Source organism: Streptomyces sclerotialus, assembly GCF_040907265.1.
Lineage (GTDB): Bacteria > Actinomycetota > Actinomycetes > Streptomycetales > Streptomycetaceae > Streptomyces > Streptomyces sclerotialus.
Window position 1 is genome coordinate 1,040,115 of sequence record NZ_JBFOHP010000002.1, and the last position, 17,221, is coordinate 1,057,335.

Sequence of the window (17,221 nt, forward strand, 5' to 3'; positions counted from 1 at the left end):
GACGGCTGGAGGGCATTAACCGCCGAGTGTCACACACCGCTGAAGCAGTGGCTCCAAGCGCAGCTGCATGCCGTCGCGGTCGAACACCTGAAGGGCATCGAGACACGAGAAGACCCAGCGGGCCTCTTCCTCGTCCCCGGCCTGGTACGCGATGGCGGTCACCATGGCCTCCGTGTCGACCAGGTCTCCATGGAGCTCAGCGCCGATGGCCCGGTATCCCGCAGCAAGCTGCGGGTCCGCATACACACCCGTCTCCTCGACAAATGCGCGGGCCGCTGAGGGATCCGTGAGCATGACGGCCAATCGCCGCAGGACCTCGTCGGGGTCGCCGAGCTCACCATGCAGCTGGTGGGCGCGGTCGACGAGGAGTGGCCAGCCGCTCGTCAGCGCGTAGAGTCGGTCCAGGCGTTCGTCCGTGTTGAACACCTCGACTTGCTGTGCCCACCCTCGCAAGCTGCTGCGGTCGTGGCGGCGCAGCACCACAGGAAGCGCCGAGGTGCGTTCCTGACCCGTCAGCAGGACACGCCACAGGTCCAGTTGCCGGGTGTCAGTCACGAGCACTACCGCCCGGGTCACTCCTGGAGTAATGGGGAGCAGGGTCTCTGCCAGGTCGACGGCCTCGCGGCAGGTCTCCGGCTTGGCCGGGTAACGGGCGAAGTCGCTGATGATCACTCGTCGCTCGCGGGGCCGCCCGCCCGTGAGTTCCTGCTTGAACACGCTGGGCTTGCCGATAGGGGGAAGCTTCCAGTCCGCGATGCGTCCTGCGACCGCGCGCAGGGTGTCGCCCACGTCGCCGATTCCGGTAGCCGGTGTTCCCAGGACAACCCGCGTCTGGTTGGCGCGCTCACCGAGAAGGTCATCGAGCTGGGTGATAGTGAGGGGCGCGGGTCGCCGGTCGGGCAGCTCAGGTCGTCCCTCCAGCACGATGCTTTCTTCCAGTTTGCAGTCCTGTTCGGCCCTCAGCAGACGGGCCTCCACCTCGTGGGATGTACCGATCATGCGCAGCGCGTTCGGTCCTCTCAGATGCCAGCCCTGACCGTCGTGGTTGGGCGCGAGGACGCCCAGCCCCACCATTTCGGAGAGGTAGGCCCGGAACCCCTCGGTGTCGAGCTGCTGGAAACCCTGCCGCCACCAGGTTTCACACTCCTCACGCAGTTCGGCGTCGCTCAGGCGCACTTCCAGACCGCGGTGACGAGCGTGGTACGCGAGAACGTTGGCGATCACGTCATAACGGTGGTCCAGGCTCAGGGTGTCCTTGAAGGCCGCTGAGATGCCCGTCCTGAGGGCAACATCGGACTCCACGGCCTCGATGTCGGCTACCTGCACCGTATACGGAGGTCCCTCAAGTCCGCGCCGTGCCCGCTTGCGGTGCATCAGCTCGACCAGCCGGTGGCCGAACATCTGCAGAAGGAACGGCTGGTACGAGCAGTAGCCCAGCACCCGATTCACCAGGTCAACGTCGTCGAACTCGAAGCCGAGTGCCCGCATCGGCTCCACCAGCAGTTCGGCGGCGAACTGCGGAGAAAGCGGGCCGATCACCTTCGGGGTCTGCGCCAGATGACCGAACGGACCGTTACTCGCGAGCTTGGAAAAACGCTGCACGGAGTGCAGGCCGGCGAAGACCACCTTGGCCCGGTCTTTGGTGTCGCTGCCGAGTCCCTTCAGCTTCTTGGTCTGGTCGAATCGAGGAGCGTCCGCCTCGAAGAACTGGTCACACTCGTCGAGCAGGATCAGCAGCCGGCGCCGTGAATCGTCGTCGAGCCAGCTGCGGATTCCGGCCCGCACGCGCTCGGAGCGTTCCCGCTGCGACTTGCGCCCTTGGGGTCGGCCCAGAACTTCGGCCTCGGTCAGCTCCCGGTCCAGGACGCTCCACAACGCCTCCGGCCCGAGGGAGCTGCCCTTGCCGATGTTTTCCTGGTCCAGGTTCACGTACACCGATTGATGGAATCCTGCTCGCTGCTCCATGAAGCGTTCTCCGGCGTCACTGAGCAGGGCCGACTTGCCCAGCCCACGACCGCCGAAGATGACCTGGGTGCCGCGCGGGTCGAGGATGCTTTTGCGTTCCGCGTCCCGCCCGTAGAACATCTCACCACCGATGCGGCCGCGCTTTTCTCTGATATACGGATTAACACCGGAGAACGGCAGTAGCGTCTGCGTGGCCGTACTGACCTGCCGACTGCCGCGGGCCGCAAGGTAGGCCAAGGCCGCGTCGTCCACGACGAGGAGTGGCTGTAGGCGGTCGGATCCAGCGGCGAGCTCTGCTCGGGCCTCCCGGCCGAGCGTGCCGAAGTAGACGACCAGCAGACTGGTCTCACTGGGGTCCCGGGACGCCAGGCTCATGACGACCTCGGCGGGTGGGCGGCCCCATACCATCAGCACCCGGAGGTTGCCGCCTTGCTCCTTGATCTGCGAGCCAAAGGCCGGCACCTTTGCCCGTCCGTTGACCTCCACGCCGGTCGCTTCGAAAAAGCGGTACTCCCGCCGCTGCGGCGACAGTTCGTCCAGCGACCTGGCACTCTTCGCGTCGTACCCCAGAAGCTTCAAGGCCGGGAGCAGCTTCCGCCGGGCAGAGACGTTGGGCCGGTCCTTCGGCTCGGTGGCACCCAGCTCACGCCAGTCGTTCAGGGCGTCCGCCGCCAGTGCCGCCTCGTCGCTGGAGAGGTTTACGTAGTCCAGTACCGGAACGGTGGGGTGCTTGCCGCCAGAGCGAACCACTTCGACGAGTTCGTGATCGATGCCCCTGGGGAGTCCGTCTGGCACGGCGGGGAAGAACTCCGTCAGGTGGGATTCGCCTGCCTCGATGTCCGGAACCTCTTCGCCGATCTCCAGGAAGTAGACGAGGTCTGCTGCGGTCGCCAGGCCGCCGGTGTCCAGGTGTCGCAGAACGCGCGCCCGTTCGTCGTCCGTGACCTCCAAGGCGTCCAGGCGTGCCCGGATTCGGTCGGTCGCCTCCTGCCTGTGCGCAGGCAGGTCCGATCGGACCGTTTCCAGGGCCCGTCGCACGTCGTTGAGTTCGCGGTGATCGACGTCGTCGAGGCTCTTGCGCGCGTCAGCCAGCAGCTCTTGCAACCGTAGGTCCTGGTCGTCGGTCACCGCGCCGTCGGCCTGAGCCCGGTGCAGCTCCGCGACGAGTTCGTCGTGGACAGCCCGGAGCGCAGTACGCCTCGTGGCTTCCAGCTCCTCGATCTCCGCGCTCGTCGCCGCTCCGAACGTCACTCCGTCGGAAGCCGGCAGCGCGCCCTTGTCAGCCAGCTCCACAATTGCCCGAGCCGCCGTGAACGCGTCACGGCTGAGCCGCTCGCGCAGCGCATCTTCCCAGCCGAGGTCCACCGCCGTCAGAAGCACCCCAAGTGAGGGCCGCTCTCCGACCGTGTCGCATACCTTCAACAACTCCGCGTCCAGGACGAGCTCCGGGTTGTCCCCACTGCCGGGACGCACGGTGCCGATGTCCCCCGACAGCAACGAGAAGAGTTCCTCCATGGCACTGCGCGCTGCCCATGCAGCTGCTGCGGTGAAACTACCGGGTCGCCTCGCCAACCGTTCGAGCTCCGTCAGGACGGCATCACGACGCACCAGCATCGACTGACGCAGGGCCGAAACCTCCTTGGCAGCCCGGCTGCCGTCCGACCGGTCACCTCGCTGAATCCCGTCGACCGCCAGGCACCAGTCCTTGGCCAGCCCCACGGCCCGCTCGACGATGTGCACGAGGTCTTGTCGCCCGGAGCCCTGAAGCGGCCTACTGCTCGATGCACGGTGCTTGCGGTCCATACGGTCGATCTCGCCGTTGATCTCTGCCAGTTTCGACAGACGCTCCGTCCTCTCTTGGACGGTCGACAAGGCGTCACGGTCATCGTTGATCACAGCCGTGAGCATGGAGCCGAGCAACCCCTCATCAGGGTCCAGCCATCGTTTGACGATGTCTGTAGCCCTGGCGAATCGGAGCCGCTGTGGTGCGATGAGGGCGCTGCACTGCGTGCGAAGCTCCCGCAATCTGGCCTCGGTCTCGGAGACGTCGGCGATCACGCCCAGTGGGGAGACAATCATCAGGGCACCGCTGAGTGCACGGTCTGCGACTGCGGTCGCCACTTCGGCGAGCGCGTCCGGGAGCCGAGGCACCATGGCCTTGAGCTGGGCGCCGGCCAGGTGGTCACCGGTGATCAGAGCCGCACGCAAGAGAGCCGGAAGCAGAACGAGGTCACTGGTTTCGGCGTCACGGCCGGCGAAACTACTCTGTTGCTGGAGCAGATCCGCGACCAGCCGGGCCCCGTGACTGGTGCCAGAGGTGAGGAGTGCCGCCGCACCAGCCAGCCGGAGCGCTGTCACTTGGGGGTCGGGGCGACCTGCGGCTCGCGCCACATGGTGGGCGAGTCCGAAGCGCCGCTCCGCAACCAGTCTCGCCAAGGCGCGCTCGGCCTCAGCCCCGTCGTCATCCAGATCGGCTGCTTCCTCCTTCGGGGCCTCCTCCTCGTACGAGGTGCTGTCGGCGGGCGCAGGTGCAGGGGCGCCGTCATCCGCGGTCGCTGTGGTGTGCCCGATTGCGTGGTGGAGCTTCGTGGGTGCGGTTTCCTCGTCCCCGACAAAGGGACCAGCCGTTGAGGCCGCATCAAGCGCCTTGGGAGCAGATGGTTCCGGAGAAACCGCTTCCGGGCCCACGGTCGGCTGCGGGGCTGCATGGGCTGCGGGCATGGAGTTCTCGGTGGCCTCGTCAGGGGTGTCCCTGGCGGTGCTCTGCTCGGCGGTCTCTGTGATCGAAGCCTCGGAAGGTGTTGTGATCAGATGCCGGCCCGTCACCGAGTCGGTCACTGGGGTACTGGCCTCCGCCTCGGTGCTGCCGGGCCCGTCTGTTTCAGTGGGGTCCTGTCCCACGGGGTCTCCCGCCGAGCCAGGCAGTGTCAGTTCGTGTGCCATCACTGCCGCCATGGCGCATGCAGGCAGCACACGTACGACCTGTTCCTGAAGGGCCAGGATTTCCGTCGCGGCATCCGTCTGCCGCCCCAGCCGGACAAGGTCGGCGAGGGCGGTGAGCGCGGTGCTCTCCTGCCGCTCCGTCTCTCCCCACATCGCAACGCCGAGGAGCCGTCCGGCGACGGCACGCACGGCCTCAGCGGCAGCGGCAGCGGCAGCGGGGCTGTCCTTCCGGCAATCGATGGACAGCATTTCCCGCAGGTTCTGTCGCGCAGCTCGATCGCGGTCACGTGTCGAGCGATACAGCTGTGCGGCCCGCCTCATGTCTTCCAAGCGGAGCTGCCCCACGGCTATGCCCGCCGTGACGAACACGGTCCGAGCACTGTCGAATCGAGCCTCCAGCCCAGTCAACGGGGCCAGGTCAGCCGGGGCGGGAGGGCGTCCGTCCAGGACCGCCGCGGTGACCCGCTCCGCGGCCCCTGCGGCCTCGGAAAGGGCGGACTGCAACTTCCGGCAGACTTCTTCCGGATCCGCAACGTCATCGACCGCAGAGTCATCCGATACCGCGGTGGGCGTCTCCTGGCCCGAGGCGTGCCGTGTCGACGCAGTCGGAGAGGCCAGCAGGTCCACGCCGGAGGGCCGGTCCTTCACGGTCGTCACCTGCACACCTTTGTGTTCGGAGTCGCTGAGGGCTTCAGGTTCGCCGACAACGAAGTCCGGATGCGCGTCCACCAGGGCCTGCGCTGCAGCCCGTACAGCGTCAAAAGCCTGCGCAGCGTCTTCGCTCGCCGCCCCGAACCAGTCCTCGGCCGCCGCCCAGGAGAGGAGGTAAGCGTCAGCGACCGAGGCGTTGCACCATGCGAACAGGGCAGCTCGGACCAGTGGTCCGCCCCACCGGGACACGGGGACCGAGGCGGCCTCGCTGCCGTCCGCGAAGGCGGCATTCTTCACATCGTTCAGCACGGCACGGGTGAGTGTTTTTACGCCGCCGGTGCGCGAGTGCTGCCGCACCTCACGCTGCAGCCTGTTCAGTACGTCACGGCACAGGGCGCTGCCCGCTCTTCGAGGAGCTGCCATGCGGATCCCCAGGCGGCTGAGCAGACTTTGCCGGTCTCTGGGCGGAAGGGAGTTGAAGGCCAGCTCCACCATGCCGACCGTGAGGTCGTCCATGGCGGTGGCGACTGGGCGTTCCAGTGCGTTGAGCTCTGCGGCCAAAGCCTCAAGGCTCTCCACCGAGACACTTTGCGGTGACATCGGCGGTTTCGCTACGACGTGGTAAGCGTCCTGCATACCTGCGTACTCCATCCGAAGATGCGGGCGCTTTCGCCCGGTGACACCAGGCTCTGAGCGCGAGGAAGGGTTGGTCGCGAGCGAGCTCTCGCCAAAGACTCAGTGACCGCGGGTGTGCTCGGTCACGAAGGTGTATCCCTGGGGTAGTTCCCAGCCGTCAGCCTTGCCGAGCCTTCGGCAGTGTTCCCGAAAGGCAGTCCGCTGGGTTTCGCTCGGCGAGCAACCAGGCCGCAAGCGGCGCAGATGCCCAGGCACATACTGCATGCGCATCGGCTCATCTGCCGATCCGGTAGCTCCCCAGGGATGCCTTACGCGCACTCGGGCCGGACGGTAACCGATGAGCGGTATGACCGGTTGCCCGAAGCATGCCGGGAAATGAGGTTGGCCGGTGGAGTCACGGCTGCCGACGGCAGGTTCGAGGAACCGCTCGGTGAGCAGTTGCTCCACCGCTGCTTCCAGCGCGGCCGACTGTCTACGGGATGGGCGCCGCCCGTAGACGGCAAGCGGCAAACCTAAGCGATCGAGCAGAGCGTGACCGTCAACTGTCAGCAGCCCACAGCGTCGCACCGTGCGCATTACCAGTTGCCGTGGGCCGAGGCCCACTGCCGTGTCACCGTTACGATCGCTGCCCGGGGCGTCTTCCCGCGTGAGAACACAAGGGTCGTAGTAGTGGCCGACAAGTCGGTCACCGACTTGCACCGGCTGATCGAGCCGGGACGTCACAACGCGGATTGACCGGCTCCCGCGGCGCCAGTGCAGCTGGAGCATCAGGCCGGGGAAGTAATCGAGGGGCCAGACGATTCCGGTCAGCCAGCCGGTTTCGCTGCCGAGTTCTGCCACGGTGTTCTGTACCCCTTCGGCGGCGTCCAGAGTGCCGCCGGGGTGATCGAGTTCTAGCCGTAGGGCGGGACGCCTTCCGAAGGCCCTTTGCAGTTCCTCGGCGATGGGCGAGCGCAGAGGCAGACAGCCGTCGATGAGGTGCGCCAAGCGCAGCGGCAGTCGCCAAATGAACTCATCCTGTCCGTCCTGCAGCAGCTCGCTCGGCCCAAGGACAGCATCGTCCGGGAGCGGAAGATCGGCCGGCTCCGGCTCCGGCTCCCTACCCATCGTGGACGTCCATCCCAGCCCGGCCGGGGCCAGGGGGTTCGCCGGCGCTTCCGTGTCACCGGGATTACGGGAACGCCAGACACCTCCTCCTTGGAAGGCGTCGTCGAGCACCACTCGCGTACCGTTCGCGAACAACCCCTGCTCACTGTCGCGCTGAACGACGTCCGCGAGCGCCACATTCGCCCGGCACACCGCCGCGGCGTACCCCACCCCCTTGAGGAGTTCCTTGGCCCCGGGGAACGCTCGTAAGCGAGGACCGACCGCCGTGTAGACGGCGGTCGGAGCGGTGAGTCCGAAGCGGCGCCGCGAAGGGGTGGCCGCCCGTTCCACGGTGGCCGCGAGAGTTCTTAAGTCGTCACCACCCAACGGTCCGCTGTCGCGCCAGCCGGCCGCCAGGGCCGACCGTGACACGGCGTACGGCCCCCAGGTACGAAGCAAGTCACTGGAGGTGAGTATGCGCTGAACCGTACCGAGCAGGCGTAGCAGGCCGGCGCGGATCGCTTCGTCGTCCGTGCTCCCCACGAGATCGGCGATGGACACGGGAACGAATGGGCTGAGGAGCTGCGCCCGTGCGGTGGTCATCAAGTAGTCCGTGTAGGCGGACAGGTCATCGCGCTGGGCCGCCTCTTGCGACGGATAGCGAGCTTCGACGACGAGATGGCCGTCCTCGTTGATCCAGCGCTGGTGATTGCATAAACGGTGGACCTGGGCAGGCGAAAGACTCACACCGGGCCCAAAAGCGTGTGGATCCGGGACCAGAAGTTCCCGGCGACGCGGAGAGGCCTCCGACCCAGGCCTGCCCGGGCCCTCGGCACCCGCCGGCGCTCCGGACACCCAGCCCGGCACCTCGCCGAGCTCACCTATGTCCGGGTGGGCGCCCTCCTTGTAGACGATCTCGGCAAAGAGCGGATCCGACCCCGTGGCCACGCACACCATGGCGCCCACCGGGAGCGCTGCCGCGCACTCACCGAGAGCGGCCACAGGGAAGTCGTCCAGGCGGAGAGGGCTGCGGCCGTAACCGTCACCACCGAGGTCGTAGCCGAAGTACACGGCATTGAAAGCGACAGCGGCGTGCAGGGGTATGCCACGGACAGTGATGACCGCTTCCAAGTACCGGAGTAACCGCTCCCGTTCCACCGCCGGTACCGCGTCATGGCCCGCCACCATGGCGGGGGTCAACAACGCCTGGTCTCCATAAGGGTCCGAGACCTTGGCCGCGGCATGACCCACCCGAGACGCCGGCAAGCCCTCGGCTGGATTCCTCTGCCCCAACTGCCCGACCCCGTACTTTAAATGATCTTCAGGCAGCCCTCCAGACTTCCCGACGGCTGCTGGTCTCCGCGGCTCCCCACCCATGACACCTCCGCCGCACCATAGGCCTCTCGACCCAAATGCATATTGATTAAGAATATGCCTGCCTTCGGCACTCCCGCCACGTTTTCGACCGTCTCTTCGTTGCAGCTCAGTCGTCACCCTGCTTGCCCCCGCCCCATGGGCCGACGAGCTGCACCGGACTGGGTCAACCTCACAGTCGTCACCGACCCAGACCAGCAGTCCCTAGCTGAACCACCAGGTCGACTCCATACGATGACGGCCTTGCGCGACCATCCACGTAGGTTCTGGGCCCATGTACTGGTCGGGGCCAGCGTGACGGTACGCGGTAGCCCTTACGCGCACAGTCCTGCCTGCTCGGTGGGCGGGACACGCTCCGGGTACACCCGCGTACAGGAACGTGGTCCACCGCTTGCCTTCAGTGCGGCGGAGCCCGTTGGCGCTTCCCTGCCGACCTGGGGATGCACCACGGACGCCGGACCGCCCTCCCGTGGGGAAGACGTACGGCGCACCACACCGCGTCGGCGAAGAAGCCTGCCCGGCCCGCGCCCTCTCCCTTGACTATCGAGCTACGCGATATTCGCCACCGTGCCTCCCGCACTGGCGAAGCGCAGACACTTACCGTTCACGCTATGCGCCGCTACGTTTTCGACTCCAACGCAGTGGACCCCATCGCTGATCTCCCTGGGGCTTACGAAGTGGTTCGCGCAGCGGTCGATGAGAAGCACATCGAGATCCTCTTCCCGCATATCACGCTAGACGAGCTGTCCCAGGTTAAGGAGCTGGAACGCCGGCAGCTGCTGCTGGTAGTGCTGGTCAGCCTTGCCCGGCTCGTCTTCAGCGGTGGGTTCGTCCTCGACCAGTCGAGGCTCGATCAAGCTCGTCTGAGCGAAGACACGGTCACCTTCGATGTCCTGAAATCGGGCAAGGACAGGAACACCCGCGATGCTTTGATCGGAGTGACGGCAGAATTCGAGCAGTGCACGCTTGTAACCAGAGACGACGAACTTTCACGAAATGCTCATGCGAACGGGGGCGACGTCGTCGCCCCACTCGACTTCCTTGCGCAGCTCGGCTTCGCCGACAGCGCTGAGCAAGCACCTTCGCCACCATGGATGAGATAGCGCAGAGAAGCACAAGAACATACGCGCCAGTCCCGAATAATCCCACTGACGTCAGCGCGCTTCCGCGTCCCTCGCCCCTCGGCGAGCGACCCGACATGAGTTGCCCTGGGAGCGGCTGTGCTGCACCGGCCAAGCGCCTGCGGTCACCTCCCACCCCCCTGGTCGTCTTCGGTGACACCCCTGGCCCGGACAACGACAGCAGTCCCTCACTTGAATGCAGGTGCCGGCCTTGGACGCCAGCCTGCGGACATAGCGGCACTCTCAGTGGTCAGGAGACGTCCTCGCCGATCTGGTCGGCCTCGCTTTCGAAGCTGGAGCCACGGTATTCGGGGTGGTTCCGATCAACTGCTCCTGCAACGTGGAGTGGTACAGGATGGCGGGTGCGTGCGTCCCAGGCGAGTGACTGATGGCACAGTGCTGCGGCTAGTGCGGCGAGATCCTTCGCCTTGTGCTGGCCGGGCTGCGGCACGGTGATCTGAGTTGCGGTGAAACTGTGCCAGTCCTTGCGCAGCAGTGTCTCTTTGAGGTGGCTCGGAATCGTGAACCGGGTGCAGGTACTGCCATTAATGCTGGTCTGGCCGAAGCCATCGTAGCTGCGCGACTTCTGGGCGAAGTACCAGCTGGTCACCCCTGTGGCTGTGGCTCGTTCGTGCAGCCAGTCGTCGGGGGCTTGTGGCCGAGCGGGGTCACGCCGGCCTCGGGCGTCGGCGCGGTCGACGGGGGTGGGTACTTCGCCGTACGACGTGTTGATGCTGACCACGGCAACCGAGCGTCCGTTGTCATCGAGCCCCTCGCTGGGAAGCGTGCCTTCACCGAATTGGGCATGTTGCAACCCTGGCCAGATGGTCCGGCATGCCTCTGTGTCCACGAAGATGATGAGGGGTGTCTGGCCCGGGAGAATCCGCAGCGCCGCCTTAATGTGTTCACGGACAAGGGCAGCGCCTTCTTTGTGGCGAGCGTGCTGATCGACACCGATCGGTCCGGCACCGAAGGAAGCCTCTCCTTGCGGAAGCGGTAGCCAGGCATGATCGCGGCGGCTGTACATCTCCAGTCGCCAGGGCTGGCGCGGATCCGGATCGGTGTGCAGGGCCGTGAGGACCTCCACCATCTGGGTCTTGTCGGCAGCGCCGAACCTCTGGCTGACCCGCTGCTGGCGCAGGTGTAGGCCGACAAGGATCGCTGGGTGATCGAGCGCGACCCCCTCGGCGAGACGTCCGTCCACCGCGCCCAAGCGGAACGTCAGGTCGCGCAACCCGTTGATCGCCGGATAGTCCAGCCGGGGCCGTCGCTGCTTCGGCTTCTTGACCTCCTCACGCTCCTCGGGCGCGGGGGCGTCGTCAGCTTCGGGTGTCTGAAGCTCGGCACCGGCCTCAAGGTTCTTAGGCAGGCAGTCTTCGTCTTCGGGCTTGGGCGGTTTCGGGCGCGGACGATGAGCGATGAACTGGGAGACCACGCCTCGCAGGTGAAAGTTTCGGCGGAGGTCACGCTTCGGATCATAGATGTCGGACTGTTGGCTCTTGCGAGCGGTGCGCTTCTTGGGGTTCCAGAGTGTTTCGACCCATACGCCGGTGAGCGCAGTCTTCGCAAGGGGGGCGAGGAAGGCGAGTTCGCGGTCCCAATCGACTGGTACCGGGGAGACAAGAGCAGGCATGCGCCGGAATTGGACCCAAAGCTTATCCGTGAGCCGGTGATCGCGGGTGTCGACCCATTCCTTGGCTTGTTCGGGTTCCTCAAGGTACGGGCTGAGAGCAGTGATCATGCGTTCGCGTGTGTACTCCGCGTCGTACAAAGCGAGGATTCGCACGCGGTCCTGTCCGGTGCCGCTCAGCGCGTGGTCGAGGTCTTCCCGTAGGACTGGCCCCTTCGTATGGCGGACTACCTCCACGTCGGTTCGTTCATATGTGACCTGCTCAGCCTTCAGCTTGGCTGTGGCCTCCTTGATGTGGTTGGCCAGATGGAGGTTGAAGCGAGTGCCCGTGCCCTTTCCCAGCGGATGCTCGGTGGGGCCGGGAACCAAGGCGCGTACCGATCCGCACACCTTGGCCAGGGTTTCGTTGGTGCCGAGTTCGATCGCCTCAAGGTTGCAGGCCGCGACGACCTGGGCCGCGAAGTTGCGAGCGTAGGGTTCCCAACCTTCCTCGGTGCGGCGGTGGCCGACAGGAATGCGAAGCACAGTGTTCTTTCCGCGTTGAACGAACGCGGTGCGAGTGCCGGCCCAGTGGGTGGCCAGCCTGCTGAACGTCGGTAGCACGTGAATGCCGACCCGGGGCTCGCCGGGGAGCGTGATGACCCGGAAGTCGAGTTTGTGCATCGCGTAGCCGACCCGCGCCGGCCTCTCGGTCTTGCCTTCCAGTACGTGGCTCCACGCGAGCAGACTGCCTCTGGTGTCCATGAGCCAGTGGAGACGCTGACCCGCGTCTGCCACGCCCCCGGGCAGGTGGAGCGGGGCGCGCGCGAGCGTTGCGGCGAAGTTCCATGCGGCGACTCGGTAGAACCACTGCGGCGCGCGCGGTCGGCCGGCGCCCGCGTCTCGGATGAAGCTGTCGAGTTTGGGCTTGACCATCTCGCCCTGCGCCAGGAGCGGGGCGAGGACGTTTTCGTCGACGCCGCCGCGGATGAGCTGCTCCCAGCTGCGGATGGCCCGTGTGAGCAGACGTGGCGCGATGGGCTTGGTGGTGGCCAGGACAGCGGGAACGGTGAGGTCGTCGTCGGGCGGCGCGATGGTGTCCGGCATGATCACGACGGGTTGGTTGGTCACCGCGGAGAGCGCTGTGGCGAGTCCTGCGTAGGCGGGCCGTACCGGCTTGGAGGTGTCGTTGTCTCGGTAGCGCGGCAGCTCGCTCCATGCCTGAGCAAAGTCCTCGCTCAGCTTGTAGAGCACGACAGAGCCGAGACGCTTGGGGTCAAGGAGGTAGGCCAGGGAGGTCAGCATGCAGTGTCCAGGGAGTCGGCGGTGACTGAGTGGCTGTCGGCGAACTTGAAGAAGGCCCGTAGAGCCTCGCCGTTGGTGGTGAGCAGCGTGTCGAGTTCACCGGAGCGAGCCCAGTCACCACGGAGCTGCCGAATGAGATTAGGTAGGTCGGAGTTACCCTTTGGGTCCAGGAAGGCGTAGTCGACGAGCCGGATCCGGCCAGGTGTGCCACCGCGGCGGGCGCGTCCGACCAGCTGGATGATGGAGGCGATGAGCTCGGCCGCGATGGCCTTTTTCGCCCGACGGGGCAGCGCGCTGAAATAGCGCTCGCTGCTGAGCAGATCGTCGAAGTACTGGCCAGAGACCTGCTTGGATCGTGCAAGTGCGCGCCAAGGTTGGTCGTCGAGATATTGATCGTCGAGGGCTCTCGCGCCCACGTGAGCGAGCAGTTCATCAGGGTCGTCAACGATCGACATCGGACGTACCGCGAGCCAGATGGAGCCGATCCGGGAGCGGCGCTCGCCGGGGGTGAGAATGTTGAGGCTGCGCTCGGCTCGCTTGAGTGGGGCGATGAGAATGCGAGCGTGCGCTAGGGCGCCGAAGTCCTCCAGCTGATCGCCGGTGATCTCGATCCAGGGCCGGTCCTCAACTTCCGGCTCAGGCATCGTCTCGGTGTTCGTGTCAGGTCGTACCGCTACCGCGATCAGGCCCGGCGGCGCGCCGGCGGCGCGCAGCCCTTCGGCCAGGTCTCGACAGCTCTGATAGGAGGTTGTCGCGAGCAGGATCGCATCCTGGATACCAGGGAGGTTGCCTTCGGCGAGCCCTTCGAGTTCCCGGGAGAGCTCGCTCCACAGTTTCATGCCGAGCTCTCTCGTGGCCTCACGTCTCTTCTTCCCGGTCAGCCCCGAGATCCGGATCATTTCGCCGGTCAGGTCGGGAATGGCTCGGGCGTCGATCACGACCGATGAGCCTTCGTCCGGCACGATGAACTGGGGCCGGGTGTGGATGTGGTGCCGGTGTGCGCCTGGCATATAGGCGGTCGCCGACAGGCCGAGGACGACTCTCGGGTGCCCCGAGTGAGCGAGTGCGGCGGTCTGCCCCAGCGAAGTGATGTAGCGGTGCGGGTCACCGCCGAACGCGGCAGCGCTGAGCTTGGTCTCGTGGGGGGATTTGGGGTTGTGGTCCTCGGTAAAGGCGAACACCAGTCGCCCGAGCGGTCCGTGCGGGATGGCCTTCCACTTTTCGTAGCCGCCCAGGGCCTGGGCGATCTCCTCTGCCGCCGGGACGCCGGCGAGCGCCAGCTGTGGGGCATCGTGGACGAAGCTGTACAGCATGTCCCTCAGGGGAACGAGGAACATTCTGCGTACCAGCCGGTCGATCACAGCGGCTCGGGTCTTCGGCGCAGGGACCCAGGAGGCCAGCATCTCGAACAGCTCGCCGCGGGCGTTCTCCAGAATCCCGGCAGCGTCAGCGGCGGTGGTGATCGAGCGCACTGTTTGCGTGAATTCGCGGACATGCGCGGGCAGGAGGTGCGTGGCGATCTTGCTGTCGTACACGGCTTCCAGCAGCACGGCGGCGCCTGCGGGCTGCTGAGGTTCGGGAATGCTGGACACTTGGGCGACGTCGTCGGCAAGGAACGCGGCGAGGTGCCTGCCCAGCCACCCGTCCCAGCGCTGTGGAACAATCCACCGACGGCCGCCTCGGTGTTTGCGTAGTTTGTGGTGCGGATCGTCCGGGAGTTGCTCGCTCAGGGTGAGGTCGCCTCGTGCCAGGTGCATGGTGTAGGTCTCGGCCAGGCGCCTGCACTCCGACACGTTGGAGCGTGCCCGCTCTTCCAAGGCTGCGGGCAGTCGGTTGAAGGCGCTGACGAGCTGGGTGTCCGTCTCCAGGAGTGGGCGATCGTGCCCACGATCGCCCCACGCCAGTGTCAGCCCCCGCCCGGAGCGGTCCATCACTGTCGACTGGAAGGCGTCGAGCTCATCGATCAGGATGACCTGGGCGCGTGTCGTGAGGAACTTCTCCACGCTGATCTTTTCGTCCACCACCCCGTCGTCGGTCTCCAGGGGGATGTGCATGCGTCCCTCGTAGAGGTTGGTGTGCGTGGTGACGATGATCTGCGCGGAACTTGCCTGTCGGGCCAGGCGGAACTTGCCACAGCCCTGCCGGAAGGGGCAGACCCTCGGGGCCGGCATGCTCCGGTAGGGTTCACCTCGCTCTGGACGTACGGGTGTCAGCTTTGTGCAGGGCTCTCCGCCGGGCACCCATGTGTCAACTGCCTCGTCTACCGAGGCGCATGCGGGCAATTGACAGGAGTAGCCGATCCGGGCGAAGACCCAGTCGACGTAGTCCGGGTCGTGTGCACCCTTGACCGCTCGATCCAGTTCTCGCATCAGGCTGTTCGGCGACATCAACGGGACCACCACTGTTGAGGCGTCGACCCCCAGTCGCTTTAGAACGCCCCACTCGTCCAGGTCCTGTTCGATCGCGTGGGCGAGCTTCAGGGCGTTTGCATTGGTATCGACGATCAGGGCCACTGTTTGTCCCTCTTGCACGGCCCAGGTCGCGTAACTCCGCAGCAGCACGCTCTTGCCTGAGCCCGTGGGGGCGCTCAGCACTCTCGTCGGCCCCGCCTGCAGCCTCAGGATGTTCTCGACTGCTTCTCCCCGTGCGGTACGCATCTTCTTGAAAAAGGGGGTCAGGGTTTCAGCCCGGAACGCCTTACCCGTCGCCTCATCGAGCTCTGTGTTGAGCTGCAGGAAGGGCTCGATTTTGAGCGCTGCCTCCACGAGTTCCGGAGCGGTGGACAACCGTACTGGTGACGATTGCCGTGGCGGGGTCTGGTGCTCTTCGAAGGTGTAGTAGGCGAGCACGGGTGCGCTCTGCCGGCCGGCCATAGGCACCCGCAGTGTGTGGGTGTACTCACCGGGCTTCGCGATCGGGCTGGTGATCAGCTGTGCCGCCCGGATGTCATCCATCTCTTTCAGGAGCTGGTCAACGCAGGCACGGGGCTCAAGGCCGTGGTGCGCGACCACATGTTCACCGCTCTCGTGCAATCGGAAACCGGGGACGTTCCTCTCGAAGAAGCTGGTGCTGGCGTACTCACGGAACGCGGTGTCGTTCGCGAGGGGGTTCGCCCTGTGGGCCAGCAGTCGACTGAGGCGACGTTGATCGTCCAGGGGCAGCGAGGCGAAGACCGACCAGGTGTCGTACTTGCCGGTGAGCAAGAACTGGGCGGCCGTCAGGGTGGTGCCCGCCCTGCCCTCTGGGAAGTAGGCCTGTGCGCAGGCGCAGGCGCAGGCGACGAGGCGCGAAAGGAGTCGGGACTGCCCGTTTCCGAGGCCGTTGCGTTCGCGTGCGTCGATCATCGGGCCCTCCTCGCCTCAGCAAGCTTCTTCTTCACGATCCGGTTCACGTCCTCGACCATCAGCACCGTGTAGTCAGGCAGGAGATCCTGCAGTTCCGCGCGCTGAGCCATGCCGCGGTGGTCCGGGAGGACGATGGTCTTCGCCACAAGCGGTTTTCTGGCAATCTCGTCTGCCAGGGCGGAAGCACTGGCGACGTCCTTGAGATCGATTGTCAGTGCCCAGTCCAGCTCGTCGATGGCGAACTTGATGTCGTAGGCGTCCTGGCGAGGCCATAGCTCAACGCTCAGGGGCGGCTTGCCGTCCCACCTCTTGTACAGCCTGAGTTCCTCGATGCCGGGAACGACGATGTAGCGCCATACCGGAAACTCGACACACACCGTCTGACGAGGGCCCTCGGCGTACACGTTCTTGGCGGCGGGCTGTCTGCGCACCGTGTCATCGCGCGGACGGAGCTTGGGAGGCTGTCCGCCGTTCAGGCTACGGATGGCGTAGGCGGCGTTGTGGGTCCGGTAGCTGCAACGCACCGCTGTCCCGTTGACGCGCATGGGCCAGCGGCATTCCGGGCAAGGCCACCAATAACACCCTTGATAGGCACGGTCCGGCGGGAGGGGAACGTAGCGGACCGGGGGCAGAATCCCCGCATCGCTGCACTGGTCAGCGATGGCTTCCCGCTCGCCGGCTGGATGCTCGATCGGGAATCGTCGACGAACCACGTAGTCCATGTCGCTCGCGCCGACTTTGAGCCCCAGGAATGCTTCGTTCTCGATGATCTCGTGTTGCAGCCACGTCCACGTGGGCAACCAACCGCGGCCACGATCACCTTTCTCAAGGAGCTCGACGATCGCCGAGCATCCGTCGGAGTAGACGTCGTCGCTGATCTCGCCCCACTCCAGGACCGTGACTCGCCCAAGTGGATCATCCTCAAAGACTTCGGGAGCGATTCGCCGCAGTGGATGCCGTGAAAGCTGGTCGACGAGTTCGGCCGGTGTCAGGGCCTCGTGGCCGGTACCGAGAATCGAGTTGACCACCCCGGTCATACTCATGACTTCGCGCCAGGCCCTGGCTTCTTGGCGTCTGACCATCCACGCGTATCCGAGGCGGATCGTGGCGCTGATCAACATGGTCCGGCGTCGGCTCATAACGGCATCAAGCACCGTCACTCCCCTATCTCACTTTACTGAGTGTTC

At 65.8% G+C, this 17,221-nt stretch carries 6 protein-coding genes; 1 reads left to right on the forward strand and 5 read right to left on the reverse strand.

What is annotated here, in order from left to right:
* Positions 1-15 precede the first annotated feature (15 nt).
* The gene (locus tag AAC944_RS04720) at positions 16-6,195 is read right to left on the reverse strand and encodes a hypothetical protein (protein ID WP_030611691.1); all 6,180 of its coding nucleotides are present in this window, start codon (positions 6,193-6,195) and stop codon (positions 16-18) included.
* A gap of 99 nt (positions 6,196-6,294) precedes the next feature.
* Positions 6,295-8,481: a hypothetical protein gene (locus AAC944_RS04725; RefSeq protein ID WP_368396866.1), complete on the reverse strand. Its 2,187-nt coding sequence runs from the start codon at positions 8,479-8,481 to the stop codon at positions 6,295-6,297.
* Positions 8,482-9,266: 785 nt separating this feature from the next.
* On the opposite strand from AAC944_RS04725, the gene AAC944_RS04730 reads away from it, so the two are divergent.
* Positions 9,267-9,758: a PIN domain-containing protein gene (locus tag AAC944_RS04730; RefSeq protein ID WP_051871566.1), complete on the forward strand. Its 492-nt coding sequence runs from the start codon at positions 9,267-9,269 to the stop codon at positions 9,756-9,758.
* A gap of 268 nt (positions 9,759-10,026) precedes the next feature.
* On the opposite strand, the gene AAC944_RS04735 is transcribed toward AAC944_RS04730, so the two are convergent.
* From AAC944_RS04735 to AAC944_RS04745, 3 genes are read right to left on the reverse strand one after another with little or no spacing between them, the layout of a single operon-like run.
* On the reverse strand, positions 10,027-12,690 hold the full coding sequence (locus AAC944_RS04735) for an RNaseH domain-containing protein (RefSeq protein ID WP_030611682.1): 2,664 nt from the start codon (positions 12,688-12,690) through the stop codon (positions 10,027-10,029).
* Complete coding sequence (locus AAC944_RS04740; RefSeq protein WP_051871565.1) at positions 12,684-16,034, reverse strand: DEAD/DEAH box helicase family protein; 3,351 nt, start codon at positions 16,032-16,034, stop codon at positions 12,684-12,686. The genes AAC944_RS04735 and AAC944_RS04740 overlap by 7 nt, the downstream gene beginning before the upstream one ends.
* The gene (locus AAC944_RS04745) at positions 16,031-17,194 is read right to left on the reverse strand and encodes a restriction endonuclease-related protein (protein WP_030611676.1); all 1,164 of its coding nucleotides are present in this window, start codon (positions 17,192-17,194) and stop codon (positions 16,031-16,033) included. The genes AAC944_RS04740 and AAC944_RS04745 overlap by 4 nt, the downstream gene beginning before the upstream one ends.
* Between the last annotated feature and the right edge of the window lie 27 nt (positions 17,195-17,221).

Bases quoted from the DNA above. Each gene is read 5' to 3' on its own strand.
- AAC944_RS04730 (WP_051871566.1), top strand. From the start codon at position 9,267: ATGCGCCGCTACGTTTTCGACTCCAACGCAGTGGACCCCATCGCTGAT.
- AAC944_RS04740 (WP_051871565.1), bottom strand. From the start codon at position 16,034: ATGATCGACGCACGCGAACGCAACGGCCTCGGAAACGGGCAGTCCCGA.
- AAC944_RS04720 (WP_030611691.1), bottom strand. From the start codon at position 6,195: ATGCAGGACGCTTACCACGTCGTAGCGAAACCGCCGATGTCACCGCAA.
- AAC944_RS04735 (WP_030611682.1), bottom strand. From the start codon at position 12,690: ATGCTGACCTCCCTGGCCTACCTCCTTGACCCCAAGCGTCTCGGCTCT.